The sequence below is a fragment of the Chromobacterium sp. W521 genome (genome assembly GCF_052805975.1).
Genome location: NZ_JBRBAF010000025.1, coordinates 1 through 15509 on the forward strand (window position 1 = coordinate 1; position 15509 = coordinate 15509).

Annotated in this window: 11 protein-coding genes and 2 tRNA genes; all 13 read left to right on the forward strand. The window is 58.6% G+C overall.

Annotated elements, in window-relative coordinates:
• Positions 1-11 precede the first annotated feature (11 nt).
• The 13 genes from ACUXV1_RS22735 (at position 12) to fusA (ending at position 15387) form a co-directional block, all read left to right on the forward strand.
• Positions 12-87: transfer RNA gene (locus tag ACUXV1_RS22735), tRNA-Trp, on the forward strand.
• A gap of 69 nt (positions 88-156) precedes the next feature.
• Positions 157-513 (forward strand): preprotein translocase subunit SecE, encoded by a 357-nt coding sequence (gene secE, locus ACUXV1_RS22740; RefSeq protein WP_019100014.1) that lies wholly within the window; start codon positions 157-159, stop codon positions 511-513.
• Positions 513-1046 (forward strand): transcription termination/antitermination protein NusG, encoded by a 534-nt coding sequence (gene nusG, locus ACUXV1_RS22745; RefSeq protein WP_043594671.1) that lies wholly within the window; start codon positions 513-515, stop codon positions 1044-1046. Before secE ends, nusG begins: the two co-directional genes overlap by 1 nt.
• A 99-nt stretch (positions 1047-1145) precedes the next feature.
• A complete protein-coding gene (gene rplK, locus ACUXV1_RS22750) occupies positions 1146-1577 on the forward strand; it encodes a 50S ribosomal protein L11 (protein ID WP_019100246.1) in 432 nt (143 codons plus the stop codon).
• Positions 1577-2272, forward strand: a complete 696-nt coding sequence (rplA, locus tag ACUXV1_RS22755; protein ID WP_446016733.1) for a 50S ribosomal protein L1 — start codon at positions 1577-1579, stop codon at positions 2270-2272. Before rplK ends, rplA begins: the two co-directional genes overlap by 1 nt.
• Before the next feature lie 179 nt (positions 2273-2451).
• Positions 2452-2526: transfer RNA gene (locus ACUXV1_RS22760), tRNA-Thr, on the forward strand.
• Positions 2527-2612: 86 nt separating this feature from the next.
• The gene (rplJ, locus tag ACUXV1_RS22765; RefSeq protein ID WP_039755753.1) at positions 2613-3110 is read left to right on the forward strand and encodes a 50S ribosomal protein L10; all 498 of its coding nucleotides are present in this window, start codon (positions 2613-2615) and stop codon (positions 3108-3110) included.
• A 36-nt stretch (positions 3111-3146) separates the two neighbouring features.
• A complete protein-coding gene (rplL, locus tag ACUXV1_RS22770; protein ID WP_019102910.1) occupies positions 3147-3518 on the forward strand; it encodes a 50S ribosomal protein L7/L12 in 372 nt (123 codons plus the stop codon).
• 158 nt (positions 3519-3676) lie between these two features.
• Complete coding sequence (gene rpoB / locus ACUXV1_RS22775; RefSeq protein ID WP_039755755.1) at positions 3677-7852, forward strand: DNA-directed RNA polymerase subunit beta; 4176 nt, start codon at positions 3677-3679, stop codon at positions 7850-7852.
• Positions 7853-7906: 54 nt separating this feature from the next.
• Positions 7907-12103: a DNA-directed RNA polymerase subunit beta' gene (rpoC, locus tag ACUXV1_RS22780; RefSeq protein WP_043594667.1), complete on the forward strand. Its 4197-nt coding sequence runs from the start codon at positions 7907-7909 to the stop codon at positions 12101-12103.
• A gap of 208 nt (positions 12104-12311) precedes the next feature.
• Positions 12312-12683, forward strand: a complete 372-nt coding sequence (gene rpsL / locus ACUXV1_RS22785) for a 30S ribosomal protein S12 (protein WP_019103491.1) — start codon at positions 12312-12314, stop codon at positions 12681-12683.
• Between the two features lie 109 nt (positions 12684-12792).
• Positions 12793-13263, forward strand: a complete 471-nt coding sequence (gene rpsG, locus ACUXV1_RS22790) for a 30S ribosomal protein S7 (protein WP_019103492.1) — start codon at positions 12793-12795, stop codon at positions 13261-13263.
• Positions 13264-13290: 27 nt separating this feature from the next.
• Positions 13291-15387 (forward strand): elongation factor G, encoded by a 2097-nt coding sequence (gene fusA, locus ACUXV1_RS22795; RefSeq protein WP_200123251.1) that lies wholly within the window; start codon positions 13291-13293, stop codon positions 15385-15387.
• Positions 15388-15509: the final 122 nt, after the last annotated feature.

The window sequence follows — 15509 nt, forward strand, 5'->3', positions numbered from 1 at the left end:
TTAAAGTTTAAAGGCCAGTAGCTCAATTGGTAGAGTATCGGTCTCCAAAACCGAGGGTTGGGGGTTCGAGACCCTCCTGGCCTGCCAATTAAGACCAGCCGGCGCTTGTGCGCCGGTTGGTCTTTTGTCGCATACGCGCATTGAGAAGATATCGACATGGAAATGCAAGATAAAATCAAGCTGGCGCTGGCCGGTTTGCTGGTGGCGGCTGGTATCGTCGGCTTTTACATGATTCCGGCGGATCAGGGTATTTTGCGCGCGCTTTCGTTTGTGGCCGGTGTGGTTCTGGCGGTTGGCGCGATCTGGTTGTCGCAGCCGGGGAAGAGTTTTGTCTCTTACGCCAATGAGTCTCTGGTTGAGGCGCGCAAGGTGGTGTGGCCGACTCGCAAAGAGGCGATGCAGATGACCGGCATGGTGTTTGTTTTCGTGCTGGTGCTGGCCTTGTTCATGTGGTTGGTGGACTCCAGTCTGTCTTGGTTGTTTTATGATGTGATTCTTGGTCGAGGTAAATAATGGCAATGCGCTGGTATGTGGTTCACGCTTACTCGGGCTTTGAAAAGAGCGTGCAAAAGGCGCTGCGCGAGCGCATTGAGCGTTCTGACGTCGCCGATCAGTTTGGCCAGATTCTGGTGCCGGTAGAGGAAGTTGTTGACGTGAAGAACGGTCGACGCTCCATTACCGAGCGCAAGTTTTTCCCGGGTTATGTGTTGGTTGAGATGGAAATGACCGACGATACCTGGCACCTGGTTAAGAGCACTCCGAAGGTGACCGGCTTTGTTGGCGGTACCGCCAATCGCCCCGCGCCGATTTCCAAGAAGGAAGTCGAGGCCATCATGCAGCAGATGCAAGAGGGTGTGGAGAAGCCGAAGCCGAAAGTTCTGTTTGAGGTGGGTGAGAAGGTGCGCGTCATCGACGGCCCGTTCAATGACTTCAATGGTTCCGTCGATGAGGTGAACTACGAGCGCAACAAGCTGCGAGTGTCGGTGCAGATTTTTGGTCGCGACACCCCTGTTGAGCTCGAATTCAGTCAGGTTGAAAAGTTGTAAGCCTGCCTCTTGGCAAGTGTTTTTTAGGCGTGTATACTGTTGCGCTTTCGTCGGGAAGCGAGTTGACGCTCGCGTTATACCCAAACTAGGAGTTTAATCGTGGCAAAGAAAATTGTCGGCTATATCAAGCTGCAAGTGCCCGCTGGTAAAGCCAATCCGTCGCCGCCGATCGGCCCGGCTCTGGGTCAGCGTGGTTTGAACATCATGGAATTCTGCAAGGCGTTCAACGCCGCGACTCAAGGCGTTGAGCCGGGTCTGCCGATTCCTGTGGTGATTACCGCATTCGCGGACAAGTCTTTCACCTTCATCATGAAGACCCCGCCGGCCACCATCCTTCTGAAGAAGGCTGCTGGCATCAAGTCCGGCTCCGCTAAGGCGCATGTGGACAAGGTGGGTAAAGTGACTCGCGCTCAGCTGGAAGAAATCGCCAAGACCAAGCAGCCGGACCTGACCGCTGCCGATCTTGACGCCGCTGTTCGCACCATCGCCGGCTCCGCCCGTTCGATGGGTCTGGAAGTGGAGGGCGTGTAATGGCTAAGGTTTCCAAGCGCTTGCAAGCTCTGAAGGCTAGCGTTGATCGCAATAAGCTGTACGCAATCGACGAAGCGATTTCCCTGGTGAAAGCCGCCGCCACCGCCAAGTTCGACGAGTCTATCGACGTCGCCGTAAACTTGGGCGTGGACCCGCGCAAATCCGACCAAGTGGTTCGTGGCTCCGTGGTTCTGCCGCGCGGCACCGGCAAGTCGGTACGTGTTGCCGTGTTCGCCCAAGGCGCGAACGCTGAAGCCGCTAAAGCCGCTGGCGCCGAAGTCGTTGGTTTCGACGACCTGGCCGAGCAGGTTAAAGCCGGTAACCTGGATTTCGACATCGTGATCGCCTCCCCGGACGCCATGCGCGTTGTGGGTCAGCTGGGTCAGATCCTGGGCCCGCGCGGCCTGATGCCGAACCCGAAGGTTGGCACCGTGACCCCGAACGTAGCCGAGGCCGTGAAAAACGCCAAAGCCGGTCAGGTTCAATACCGTACCGACAAGGCCGGTATCGTTCACGCCACCATCGGTCGCGCTTCCTTCGAAGCCGAAGCTCTGCGTGAAAACTTCTCCGCTCTGGCTGATGCCTTGGTGAAAGCCAAGCCGGCAGCTTCCAAGGGCGTGTATCTGAAAAAGATCGCCGTATCCAGCACCATGGGTGTCGGCGCTCGTGTAGATACCAACTCGATCAGCGCTTAATCGCTGTTTGAGTATGGCGGGACGGTTCGCCGTCTCGCCAAGGCTTTGGGCTGGCAAGCTTGCTTGTCAGGTTGTCAAAGACCGTAGGCGCCGCAAGGCTTAATCGCAGATTTGCTTGTATGGGAGTCCGCAACCTACGCAGATGGTGTACCCGAAACAGGCTTCTGAACAAAGTTCAAGCTCATGTAGCTCAGGGGTAGAGCACTCCCTTGGTAAGGGAGAGGTCGGCGGTTCAATTCCGCCCATGAGCACCAGTTCTTTATGATGTCTCCTGATGTAGGTCGCCGCTGCAAAGCGAAGCGAAAATCCTTTCGCTTCATTTCAGTCTAGGAGGTAGACCTTGAGTCTCAATATCGAAGATAAAAAGGCGGTCGTAGCTGAAGTATCTGCCACGCTGGCAGACGCTCAGACCCTCGTTATCGCTGAATATCGGGGCATCGAGGTAAGCAGCATGACCAAACTCCGCGCTCAGGCGCGCGAGAATGGCGTATACCTGCGCGTTCTGAAGAACACGCTGGTGCGCCGTGCTGTGGAAGGCACTCCGTTTGCCGGTCTGGCTGACCAAATGGTCGGCCCGCTGGTTTACGCTGTTTCCGCCGACCCGGTAGCTGCTGCCAAGGTGCTGCATCAATATGCCAAGGCTGACGACAAAATCATCGTCAAGGCAGGTTCCTACGATGGCCAGGTGCTGAACGCCGCTCAGGTTGCTGAGCTTGCGTCCATCCCGAGCCGCGAAGAACTGCTGTCCAAGCTTCTCTACGTTATGCAGGCTCCGGTCGCTGGCTTCGCCCGCGCGCTGGCCGCCCTGTCCGACAAGAAGCAAGCCGAAGCCGCTTAACTTATTTGATTCTTATAGAATTCAGGAGATTTTCACATGGCAATCACCAAAGAAGACATCCTCGAGGCCGTTGCTGGTCTGACCGTGATGGAACTGAACGACCTGGTTAAGGCGTTCGAAGAGAAGTTCGGCGTTTCCGCCGCTGCTGTTGCTGTTGCTGGCCCGGCTGGCGCCGGCGCTGCTGCCGCTGAAGAAAAAACCGAGTTTGACGTTATCCTGACTGGCGCTGGCGACAACAAGGTTGGCGTGATCAAGGTTGTGCGCGCAATCACCGGTCTGGGCCTGAAAGAAGCCAAAGACCTGGTTGACGGCGCTCCGAAAGCCCTGAAAGAAGGCGTGGCGAAGGCTGAAGCCGACGACATCCTGAAACAGCTGACCGAAGCCGGTGCTAAGGCTGAAATCAAATAATCTTCTTTGAAAAAAGAGGGTGAGGCTGGCGGAGTAATCCGCCAGCCTTATTGCGCTTGTAGTTGGCCGAAACGAAGAAGGTAAAAGCCAGCAATTATTGAGCGTGGCTGCTGACTTTTGGTTTCTTGCTTGCGCCACCCCACCTCGATGGAGACTCTATGAGTTATTCGTTTACTGAGAAGAAGCGTATTCGTAAAAGTTTTGCGAAGCGTGCCAGTGTTCTCGATGTCCCATTCCTGTTGGCGACCCAGATTGATTCCTACACCGAATTTCTCCAGTTGGGTGTGCCGCTTGACCAGCGTAGGGATGTGGGCCTTCAGGCTGCGTTCAAATCGATCTATCCGATCATCAGCCACAATGGCTACGCGCGTCTGGATTTCGCTCATTACATCTTGGGCGAGCCGCCGTTCGACGTGCAGGAGTGCCAGCTGCGCGGCATCACTTACGCCGCTCCGCTGCGCGCGCGCATCCGCCTGACCATTTTCGATAAAGAGTCTTCCAAGCCTGTAGTGAAGGAAGTGCGCGAGAACGAAGTGTACATGGGCGAGATTCCGCTGATGACGACCAATGGTTCGTTCATCATCAACGGTACCGAGCGCGTCATCGTTTCTCAGTTGCACCGTTCCCCGGGCGTTTTCTTCGAGCACGACCGCGGCAAGACTCATTCCTCCGGCAAGCTGCTGTTCTCCGCCCGCGTGATTCCTTACCGCGGTTCCTGGCTGGACTTCGAGTTTGATCCGAAAGACCTGCTGTACTTCCGTATTGACCGTCGCCGCAAGATGCCGGTGACCATTCTGCTGAAGGCGCTGGGTTACACCAACGAAGAAATCCTGTCCGAGTTCTACAGCTTCGATACCTTCTATCTGACCAAAGGCGGCGTGTTCATGCGCGTGGTGCCGGATCGTCTGAAGGGTGAAGTGGCCAAGTTCGACATCGTTGCCGCCGATGGCAAGCTGATCGTGGCCAAGGACAAGCGCATCACCGCCAAGCACATCCGCGACATCCAGACTGCTGAGCTGGATCGCATCGAAGTGCCGGCCGACGCGTTGCTGGGCAAGGTGCTGGCGCACAATGTCGCCAATACCGATACCGGTGAACTGATTGCGCGTGCCAACGACGAGATCACCGAGGAAGTGCTGGCCAAGCTGGCGCTGGCGGACATCCAGCAGGTGGAAGTGCTGTTCACCAATGACCTGGACCAGGGCTCCTATATCTCGCAGACCCTGCGCGCCGACGATATTCAGGACCAGCTGCAAGCACGCGTGGCGATCTATCGCATGATGCGCCCGGGCGAACCGCCGACTGAAGACGCGGTGGAAGCGTTGTTCCAGCGCCTGTTCTTCAGCGAAGAAACCTACGACCTGTCGCGCGTGGGCCGCATGAAGTTCAGCTCGCGCACTTATCAGTACAAGTTCGACGACAAGACTCCGGAGTGGTTCAAGGTCCTGATTGGCGAGAAGTTCGCCGGCCGTCGCGATGTGATGGAAGGCACGTTGTCGACTGAAGACATCGTTTCCGTGATCGCCATCCTCACCGAGCTGCGCAATGGCCGCGGCGAAGTGGACGACATCGATCACTTGGGCAACCGTCGCGTGCGTTCGGTGGGCGAATTGGCCGAGAACCAATTCCGTGCCGGTCTGGTGCGCGTCGAGCGCGCGGTCAAGGAACGTCTGAACCAGGCGGAATCCGACAACCTGATGCCGCATGACCTGATCAATGCCAAGCCGGTATCCGCCGCGATCAAGGAATTCTTTGGTTCCTCGCAGCTGTCCCAGTTCATGGATCAGACCAACCCGCTGTCCGAGATCACCCACAAGCGCCGCGTATCGGCCCTGGGCCCGGGCGGTTTGACCCGCGAACGCGCCGGCTTCGAAGTGCGAGACGTGCATCCGACCCACTATGGCCGTGTATGCCCGATCGAAACGCCGGAAGGCCCGAACATTGGTCTGATCAACTCGCTGTCCGTGTTTGCGCGCACCAACGAGTTCGGCTTCCTGGAAACGCCGTACCGCAAAGTGGTGGACAGTAAGGTCACCAACGAGATCGATTACCTGTCTGCGATCGAAGAAGGCCGCTACGTGATTGCTCAGGCCAACGCCGAGCTGAGCGAAGAGGGCAAGCTGATCGACGAGCTGGTGACCTGCCGCGAAAAGGGTGAAACCATTCTGGCGACCCCGGACCGCGTACAGTACATGGACGTGGCCACTGGCCAGGTGGTGTCCGTTGCCGCTTCGCTGATTCCGTTCCTGGAGCACGATGACGCCAACCGCGCATTGATGGGCGCCAACATGCAACGCCAGGCCGTGCCTTGCCTGCGTCCGGAAAAAGCTCTGGTGGGCACCGGTATCGAGCGCTCGGTGGCGGTAGACTCCGGCACCACCGTCGTGGCGCGCCGCGGCGGCGTGGTCGACTATGTCGATGCCGGCCGTGTGGTGATTCGCGTCAATGACGAGGAAGCGACCGCGGGCGAAGTGGGTGTGGATATCTACAATCTGACCAAGTTCACCCGTTCCAACCAGAACACCAACATCAACCAGCGTCCGATCGTGAAAGTGGGCGACCGCATCGCGCGCGGCGACGTGGTGGCCGACGGCGCCTCCACCGACCTGGGCGAGCTGGCGCTGGGTCAGAACATGACCATCGCCTTCATGCCGTGGAACGGTTACAACTACGAGGACTCGATCCTGATCTCGGAGAAGCTGGTCGCCGAAGACCGCTACACCTCGATCCATATCGAAGAACTGTCCGTGGTTGCCCGCGACACCAAGCTGGGACCTGAGGAAATCACCCGCGACATCCCCAACCTGTCCGAGCGCATGGCCGGCCGTCTGGATGAATCCGGCATTGTGTACATCGGCGCCGAAGTTGAGGCCGGCGACGTGCTGGTGGGCAAGGTGACGCCTAAGGGCGAAACCCAGCTGACGCCGGAAGAGAAGCTGCTGCGCGCGATTTTCGGCGAGAAGGCTTCCGACGTGAAGGACACCTCGCTGCGCGTGCCGACCGGCACCGTGGGCACGGTGATCGACGTTCAGGTGTTCACCCGCGAAGGCATCGAGCGCGACAAGCGCGCTCAGTCCATCATTGATTCGGAACTGAAGCGTTATCGTCTGGACCTGAACGACCAGCTGCGTATTTTCGACAACGACGCCTTCAGCCGTATTGAGCGTTTGATCGTGGGCAAGGTTGCCAACGGCGGTCCGAAGCGCCTGATGAAGGGCACTGTGATCGATCAGGAATACCTGGCCGACCTGCCGTCCAAGCATGATTGGTTCGACATCCGCATGTCGGATGAAGACATCGCCAAGCAGCTGGAACTGATCAAGGAAAGCCTGGCGCAGAAGCGCGAAGAATTCGATCTCAAGTTCGAAGACAAAAAGCGCAAGCTGACCCAGGGCGATGAACTGCCACCGGGCGTGCAAAAGATGGTCAAGGTGTATCTGGCCGTTAAGCGCCGCCTGCAGGCGGGCGACAAGATGGCCGGCCGCCACGGTAACAAGGGTGTGGTGTCGCGCATTCTGCCGATCGAAGATATGCCGTACATGGGCGACGGTCGTCCGGTCGACATCGTGCTGAACCCGCTGGGCGTACCGTCGCGTATGAACATCGGTCAGATCCTGGAAGTGCATCTGGGCTGGGCCGCCAAGGGTATTGGCGAGCGCATTGACCGCATGGTCAAGGAGCAGCAGTCCGCCGCCGAGATCCGTGGCTACCTGGAGCGCATCTACAACGAAGCCGGCAAGGCCGAAGACATCGCTTCGCTGAGCGAGGACGAGGTCCTGTCCCTGGCGGACAACCTGCGCAAGGGCATGCCGTTCGCCACGCCGGTATTCGACGGCGCCAAGGAGACCGAGATCAAGCACATGCTGGATCTGGCCTATCCGGAAGACGACCCGCTGACCCAGAAAATGGGCTTTAATGAGTCCAAGACTCAGATGACCTTGTACGATGGCCGCTCCGGCGAAGCTTTCGACCGCAAGGTCACCGTGGGCGTGATGCACTACCTGAAGCTGCATCACCTGGTCGACGACAAGATGCACGCGCGTTCCACCGGCCCGTACTCGCTGGTGACCCAGCAGCCGCTGGGCGGTAAGGCCCAGTTCGGCGGCCAGCGTTTCGGTGAGATGGAGGTGTGGGCGCTGGAAGCTTACGGCGCCGCCTACACTCTGCAGGAAATGCTGACCGTGAAGTCGGACGATGTGACCGGTCGTACCAAGGTGTACGAGAACATCGTGAAGGGCGAGCACAAGATCGATGCCGGCATGCCGGAATCCTTCAACGTGCTGGTGAAGGAAATCCGTTCGCTCGGCCTCGACATGGACCTGGAACGTTATTGATTGGGTTGAATGGGCGCGGCAAACCGCCGCGCCTGTCCCCTGACTGGAGACGCAATGAAAGCTCTGCTCGACCTCTTTAAGCAAGTTACGCAAGAAGAAGAGTTTGATGCGATTAAGATCGGCATCGCCTCGCCTGACAAGATCCGTTCCTGGTCTTATGGTGAAGTAAAAAAGCCTGAAACCATCAACTATCGTACCTTCAAACCGGAACGCGACGGCCTGTTCTGCGCGCGCATCTTCGGCCCGGTGAAGGACTATGAATGCTTGTGCGGCAAGTACAAGCGCCTGAAGCATCGAGGCGTGATCTGCGAGAAGTGCGGCGTGGAAGTCACCTTGTCCAAGGTGCGTCGCGAGCGCATGGGCCACATCGAGCTGGCCAGCCCGACCGCGCACATCTGGTTCCTGAAGTCGCTGCCGTCGCGTCTGGGCATGGTGCTGGACATGACGCTGCGCGACATCGAGCGCGTGCTGTACTTTGAAGCGTTCGTGGTGACCGATCCGGGCATGACCCCGCTGCAATATCGTCAGCTGCTGACCGAAGAGGACTTCCTGGACAAGGAAGACCAGTACGGTGAAGAGTTCGTCGCCATGATGGGCGCCGAAGCCGTCAAGGAATTGCTGAAGAAGCTGAACCTGGACAGCGAGATTGAGACCCTGCGCGCCGAACTCAAGGCCACCAGCTCCGACACCAAGATCAAGAAGATCTCCAAGCGCCTGAAAGTGCTGGAGGCCTTCCAGCGTTCCGGCATGAAGCCGGAGTGGATGATCCTGGAAGTGCTGCCGGTGCTGCCGCCGGAACTGCGCCCGCTGGTGCCGTTGGACGGCGGTCGCTTTGCGACTTCCGATCTGAACGATCTGTACCGCCGCGTGATCAACCGGAACAACCGCCTGAAGCGCCTGCTGGAACTGCGCGCGCCGGACATCATCGTGCGCAACGAGAAGCGCATGCTGCAGGAATCGGTTGACTCACTGCTGGACAACGGCCGTCGCGGTAAGGCGATGACCGGTGCCAACAAGCGTCCGCTGAAATCGCTGGCCGACATGATCAAGGGCAAGGGCGGTCGTTTCCGTCAGAACTTGCTGGGTAAGCGCGTGGACTACTCCGGTCGTTCCGTGATTACCGTGGGCCCGACCCTGCGTCTGCATCAGTGCGGCCTGCCTAAGAAGATGGCGCTGGAACTGTTCAAGCCCTTCATCTTCCACAAGTTGGAAGTGATGGGTCTGGCATCCACCATCAAGGCGGCCAAGAAGCTGGTAGAGCAGGAAGTGCCGGAAGTCTGGGACATCCTGGAAGACGTGATCCGCGAACATCCGGTTCTGCTGAACCGTGCGCCTACGCTGCACCGTTTGGGCATTCAGGCGTTCGAGCCGGTGCTGATCGAAGGCAAGGCCATCCAGCTGCATCCGCTGGTCTGCGCGGCGTTCAACGCCGACTTCGACGGTGACCAGATGGCTGTTCACGTGCCATTGTCGCTGGAAGCGCAGATGGAAGCCCGCACTCTGATGCTGGCCACCAACAACGTGCTGTCCCCGGCCAACGGCGATCCGATCATCGTGCCGTCGCAGGATATCGTGTTGGGTCTGTACTACATGACCCGCGACAAGGTGAACGGCAAGGGCGAAGGCATGGTGTTTGCGGACACCAAGGAAGTGCATCGCGCCTACGAAACCCGTCAGGTTGAGCTGGCGACGCGCATCACCGTGCGTCTGCGCGAGTGGGAAAAAGACGAGCAGGGCGAGTTCCAGCCGGTGATCAAGCGTTACGACACCACCGTGGGCCGCGCTATTCTGTCCGACATCCTGCCGAAAGGCTTGCCGTTCGAGCACATCAACAAGGCGCTGAAGAAGAAAGAAATCTCGAAACTGATCAACGTTTCGTTCCGTCGTTGCGGCATCCGCGACACGGTGATCTTCGCCGACCAGTTGATGTACACCGGTTTTGCCTACTCCACCCGCGGCGGCATCTCCATTTGCGTGGACGATATGCAGATCCCGGCCAAGAAGGTCGATCTGCTCGCCGACGCGCAGAAGGAAGTCAAAGAGATTGAAGAGCAGTATCGTCAAGGTCTGGTGACCCAGGGCGAACGCTACAACAAGGTAGTGGACATCTGGGGTCGTACCGGCGACAAGATCGCCAAGGCGATGATGGACGAGCTGTCCAAGCAGAAGGTCCTGGACCGCGAAGGCAAGGAAGTCGATCAAGAGTCCTTCAACTCCATTTACATGATGGCCGACTCGGGCGCGCGGGGTTCCGCGGCCCAGATCAAGCAGCTGGCCGGTATGCGGGGTTTGATGGCCAAGCCGGACGGTTCGATTATCGAAACGCCGATTACCGCGAACTTCCGCGAAGGCCTGACCGTACTGCAGTACTTTATTTCCACTCACGGTGCGCGTAAGGGTCTGGCGGATACCGCCTTGAAGACCGCGAACTCCGGTTACCTGACTCGTCGTCTGGTCGACGTGACCCAGGATCTGGTGGTGATCGAGGACGATTGCGGCACCAGCAACGGCTTCACCATGAAGGCCGTGCTGCAGGGCGGCGACGTGATCGAACCGTTGCGCGACCGCATCCTGGGCCGCGTGGCCGCGATCGATCTGGTGGATCCGTCTACCGGTGAAACCGTGATCGAAGCCGGTTCTTTGCTGGACGAGCATCTGGTGGACGTAGTCGACAGCCTGGGCATCGACGAAGTGAAGGTGCGTACCGCCATCACTTGCGACACCCGCTACGGTCTGTGCGCCAAGTGCTATGGTCGCGACCTGGCGCGCGGCAAGCGCGTCAACGCCGGCGAAGCCATCGGCGTGATCGCCGCCCAGTCCATTGGCGAACCGGGCACCCAGCTGACCATGCGTACCTTCCACATCGGTGGCGCGGCTTCTCGTAACGCCGCCGCTAGCCAGGTAGAGGGCAAGTCCAACGGCACCGTGCGCTTCTCCAGCCAGATGCGCTACGTGGCGAACACCAAGGGCGAACTCATCGTCATCACCCGCTCCGGCGAAGTGGTGATTCACGATGATATGGGCCGCGAGCGCGAGCGTCACAAAGTGCCGTACGGCGCGACGCTGATGGTGACTGACGGTCTGCAGATCAAGGCTGGCGCCGTGCTGGCCACTTGGGACCCGCATACCCGTCCGATCATCACCGAGTACGCTGGCCGGGTGAAGTTCGAGAACGTGGAAGAGGGCAATACCGTTGCCAAGCAGACCGACGAAGTAACGGGTCTGTCGACGCTGGTCGTGATCGATCCGAAGCGCCGCGCCGGTTCGCAGTCCAAGATGCTGCGTCCGTTGGTGAAGCTGTTGGACGACAACGGCAACGAAGTGAAGCTGGCCGGTTCCGAAGCCTCGGTATCGATCACCTTCCAGGTGGGCGCCATTATTACGGTGCGCGACGGTCAGGAAGTGGGCAAGGGCGAAGTGCTGGCCCGCATCCCGCAGGAATCGTCCAAGACCCGCGATATTACCGGTGGTCTGCCGCGCGTGGCCGAGCTGTTTGAAGCGCGTTCGCCGAAAGACGCCGGCATGCTGGCGGAAGTGACTGGTACGATCTCCTTCGGCAAGGACACCAAGGGCAAGCAGCGTCTGATCATCACCGATCTGGAGGGCAACGGTTACGAAAACCTGATCCCGAAAGACAAGCACGTGCTGGTGCACGACGGTCAAGTGGTGAATCGCGGCGAATCCATCGTCGACGGTCCGGTGGACCCGCACGACATCCTGCGTCTGCAGGGCATCGAGGCGCTGGCCCGCTACATCGTCCAAGAGGTGCAGGAGGTTTATCGTCTGCAGGGCGTGAAGATCAACGACAAGCACATCGAGGTGATCATTCGCCAGATGCTGCGTCGCGTGATCATCTCCGACAGCGGCGATACCGACTTCATCCAGGGCGAACAGGTGGAGCGCGCCGACGCGCTGGAAATGAACGACAAGATGCTGGCGGAAGGCAAAGAGCCTGCGCAGTACGAAAACGTGCTGCTGGGTATCACGAAGGCGTCCTTGTCCACCGACTCGTTCATCTCCGCGGCTTCCTTCCAGGAAACCACTCGCGTGCTGACCGAAGCGGCCATCATGGGCAAGAAGGACGACCTGCGCGGCCTGAAGGAAAACGTGATTGTCGGTCGTCTGATCCCGGCGGGTACCGGTCTGGCTTACCACCGCACCCGTCGCGGTTCGACGCAGCACACCTTGGAAGCGGCCGAAGCCCAGTTCTTCGATATCGCTCCGGCGGATGCGCTCGACAGCAACGAATAACGCTTAGTCGTCTTGGCCGGAAAGAGGCGGAATTGCCCGCTTGCGGACGGCCCTGACGCAAAGTGTTGAAAAAACGCTGCCCTATCAACGGTTAAGGTGATAGGGCGGCGTTGTTTTCATTGACGGTGGGACGTTGACTAAAATATAATCCTCCGTCCTTTCTGGCGGCGTGTTGCCGTTGGAGAGCTTCAACTAGGAACTGATAGTAATGCCAACCATTAACCAACTCGTTCGCAAAGGCCGCGTCGCCATCAAGGCGAAGAGCAAGGTGCCTGCGCTGGAAGCCTGCCCGCAGAAGCGTGGCGTGTGCACCCGTGTCTACACCACCACTCCGAAGAAGCCGAACTCGGCTCTGCGTAAAGTGTGCAAGGTTCGTCTGACCAACGGTTTCGAAGTGATTTCCTACATCGGTGGTGAAGGCCACAACCTGCAGGAACACTCCGTAGTGCTGCTCCGCGGCGGTCGTGTAAAAGACTTGCCGGGTGTTCGCTACCACACCGTTCGCGGCTCCCTCGACACCGCAGGTGTTAAAGACCGTAAACAGGCTCGTTCCAAATACGGCGCCAAGCGTCCTAAGTAATTGGGGTGCTCTCAAGGCGGCCTGATCAACACTCAGGGTCGTCTAGTAAGTGACTGCTCCATTGGGTAGTCATGAGCCAAAGCTCAACTGAATAATCTAAGGAAGTAACATGCCACGTCGCAGAGAAGTCCCCAAGCGCGAAATCCTGCCGGATCCGAAGTTCGGTTCCCAGGACCTGTCCAAGTTCATGAACGTAGTCATGATCGATGGCAAGAAATCCGTTGCAGAGCGCATCATTTACGGTGCTTTGGAGCAGATCGAAAAGAAATCCGGCAAGAATGCCCTGGAAGTATTCAACACCGCTCTGGCCAACGCCAAGCCGGTTGTTGAAGTAAAAAGCCGCCGTGTAGGCGGTGCCAACTATCAAGTTCCTGTTGAAGTACGTCCGTCGCGTCGTATGGCTCTGGCCATGCGTTGGCTGCGCGACGCTGCGCGCAAGCGCGGCGAAAAGTCCATGGACCTGCGCCTGGCTGGTGAATTGCTCGACGCGGCCGAAGGCCGTGGCGGCGCGATGAAGAAGCGTGACGAAGTGCACCGCATGGCAGAAGCCAACAAAGCCTTCTCGCACTTCCGCTTCTAAGCAGACCCACTATTTAAGGTGTAGATCGTGGCAAGGAAAACCCCCATTGAGCGTTACCGTAACATCGGTATCTCCGCTCACATTGACGCCGGTAAGACGACCACTACCGAGCGTATTCTGTTTTACACCGGTGTGAACCACAAGCTGGGCGAGGTTCATGACGGCGCTGCCACCACCGACTGGATGGAGCAAGAGCAGGAGCGTGGCATTACCATCACCTCCGCTGCTGTGACCACCTTCTGGAAGGGTATGGGGATGCAGTTCCCCGAGCACCGTTTCAACATCATCGACACCCCGGGGCACGTGGACTTTACCATTGAGGTAGAGCGTTCCATGCGTGTGCTGGACGGCGCGGTGATGGTGTACTGCGCGGTGGGCGGCGTTCAGCCCCAGTCTGAAACCGTATGGCGTCAGGCTAACAAGTACAAAGTTCCGCGTATCGCTTTCGTGAACAAGATGGACCGTCAAGGCGCCAACTTCTTCCGTGCGGTTGAACAGGTGAAAACTCGCCTGCGCGGCAACCCGGTGCCCATCGTAGTGCCTATCGGCGCTGAAGACGGCTTCACCGGCGTGGTTGATCTGCTGAAAATGAAGGCCATTATCTGGGATGAAGCTTCCCAGGGCATGAAATTCGAATACGGCGAGATCCCGGCCGACCTGGTTTCCGTAGCCGAAGAATGGCGCGAGAAGATGGTTGAAGCCGCGGCTGAGGCCAGCGAAGAAATGATGGACAAGTACTTGGGCGGCGAGGCGCTGACCGAGGAAGAAATCATCGCCGGTCTGCGCGAGCGTACCCTGAAGTGCGAAATCCAGCCGATGCTGTGCGGCTCTGCGTTCAAGAACAAGGGTGTGCAGCGCATGCTGGACGCCGTGGTTGAGCTGCTGCCCGCGCCGATCGACATCCCGGCCATCGCTGGTGAGACCGACGGCAAGCCGGCGGAACGTCACGCTTCCGACGACGAGCCGTTCTCGGCTCTGGCGTTCAAACTGATGAACGACCCGTACGTCGGTCAGCTGACCTTCTTCCGCGTCTACTCTGGTGTGGTTAAGTCCGGTGATACCGTGCTGAACTCCATCAAGGGCAAGAAAGAGCGTATCGGCCGTATCGTGCAGATGATGGCGAACGACCGTATCGAGCTGGAAGAAGTGCGTGCCGGCGACATCGCCGCCGCCATCGGCCTGAAAGAAGTGACCACGGGTGAAACCCTGTGCGACCTGAACGCCAACATCATCCTGGAGCGCATGGAGTTCCCGGAGCCGGTGATTCACGTTGCCGTTGAGCCGAAAACCAAGGCCGACCAGGAGAAGATGGGCGTTGCCCTGAACCGCCTGGCCAAGGAAGACCCGTCGTTCCGCGTGCGTACCGACGAAGAATCCGGCCAGACCATTATTTCTGGTATGGGCGAACTGCACCTGGAAATTCTGGTTGACCGCATGAAGCGCGAATTTGGCGTTGAAGCCAACGTTGGCGCTCCGCAAGTGGCGTACCGTGAAACCATTACCAAAACCGTTACCGATGTTGACGGCAAGCACGTCAAGCAGTCCGGTGGTAAGGGTCAGTACGGTCACGCGGTTATTACCCTGGAGCCGTCCGGCGAGGGTAATGGCTACAAGTTTGTCGACGAGATCAAGGGTGGCGTGATTCCGCGTGAATTCATCCCGTCCGTGGACAAGGGTATTCAGAACACCCTGTCCAGCGGTATTCTCGCCGGCTTCCCGGTGGTTGACGTTACCGTGCGTCTGACCTTCGGTTCCTACCACGACGTCGACTCCTCGCAGATCGCGTTCGAACTGGCTGGCTCCCTGGCATTCAAAGAAGCCATGCGCCGCGCCGGTCCGTGCATCCTCGAGCCGATGATGGCGGTGGAAGTGGAAACTCCGGAAGAGTACATGGGCGATGTGATGGGCGACTTGAACCGTCGTCGCGGCATCGTTCAGGGTATGGACGACGATGGTTTGGGTGGCAAGAAGATCAAGGCCGAAGTACCGCTGGCCGAGATGTTCGGTTACTCGACCGACCTGCGTTCCGCTACCCAGGGTCGTGCGACCTACTCGATGGAGTTCAAGCACTACTCCGAAGCTCCGAAGCATGTTGCCGACGCCGTAATGGCCGCTCGCAAGTAATGCGCGCTGAGGCTGGCCGAGCCGTAAGGGCTTGGCCAGTCCCGATCTAATGTTCTTTAATTAAGGATTTTTGCAAAATGGCAAAAGAAAAGTTTGAGCGGACCAAACCGCACGTAAACGTA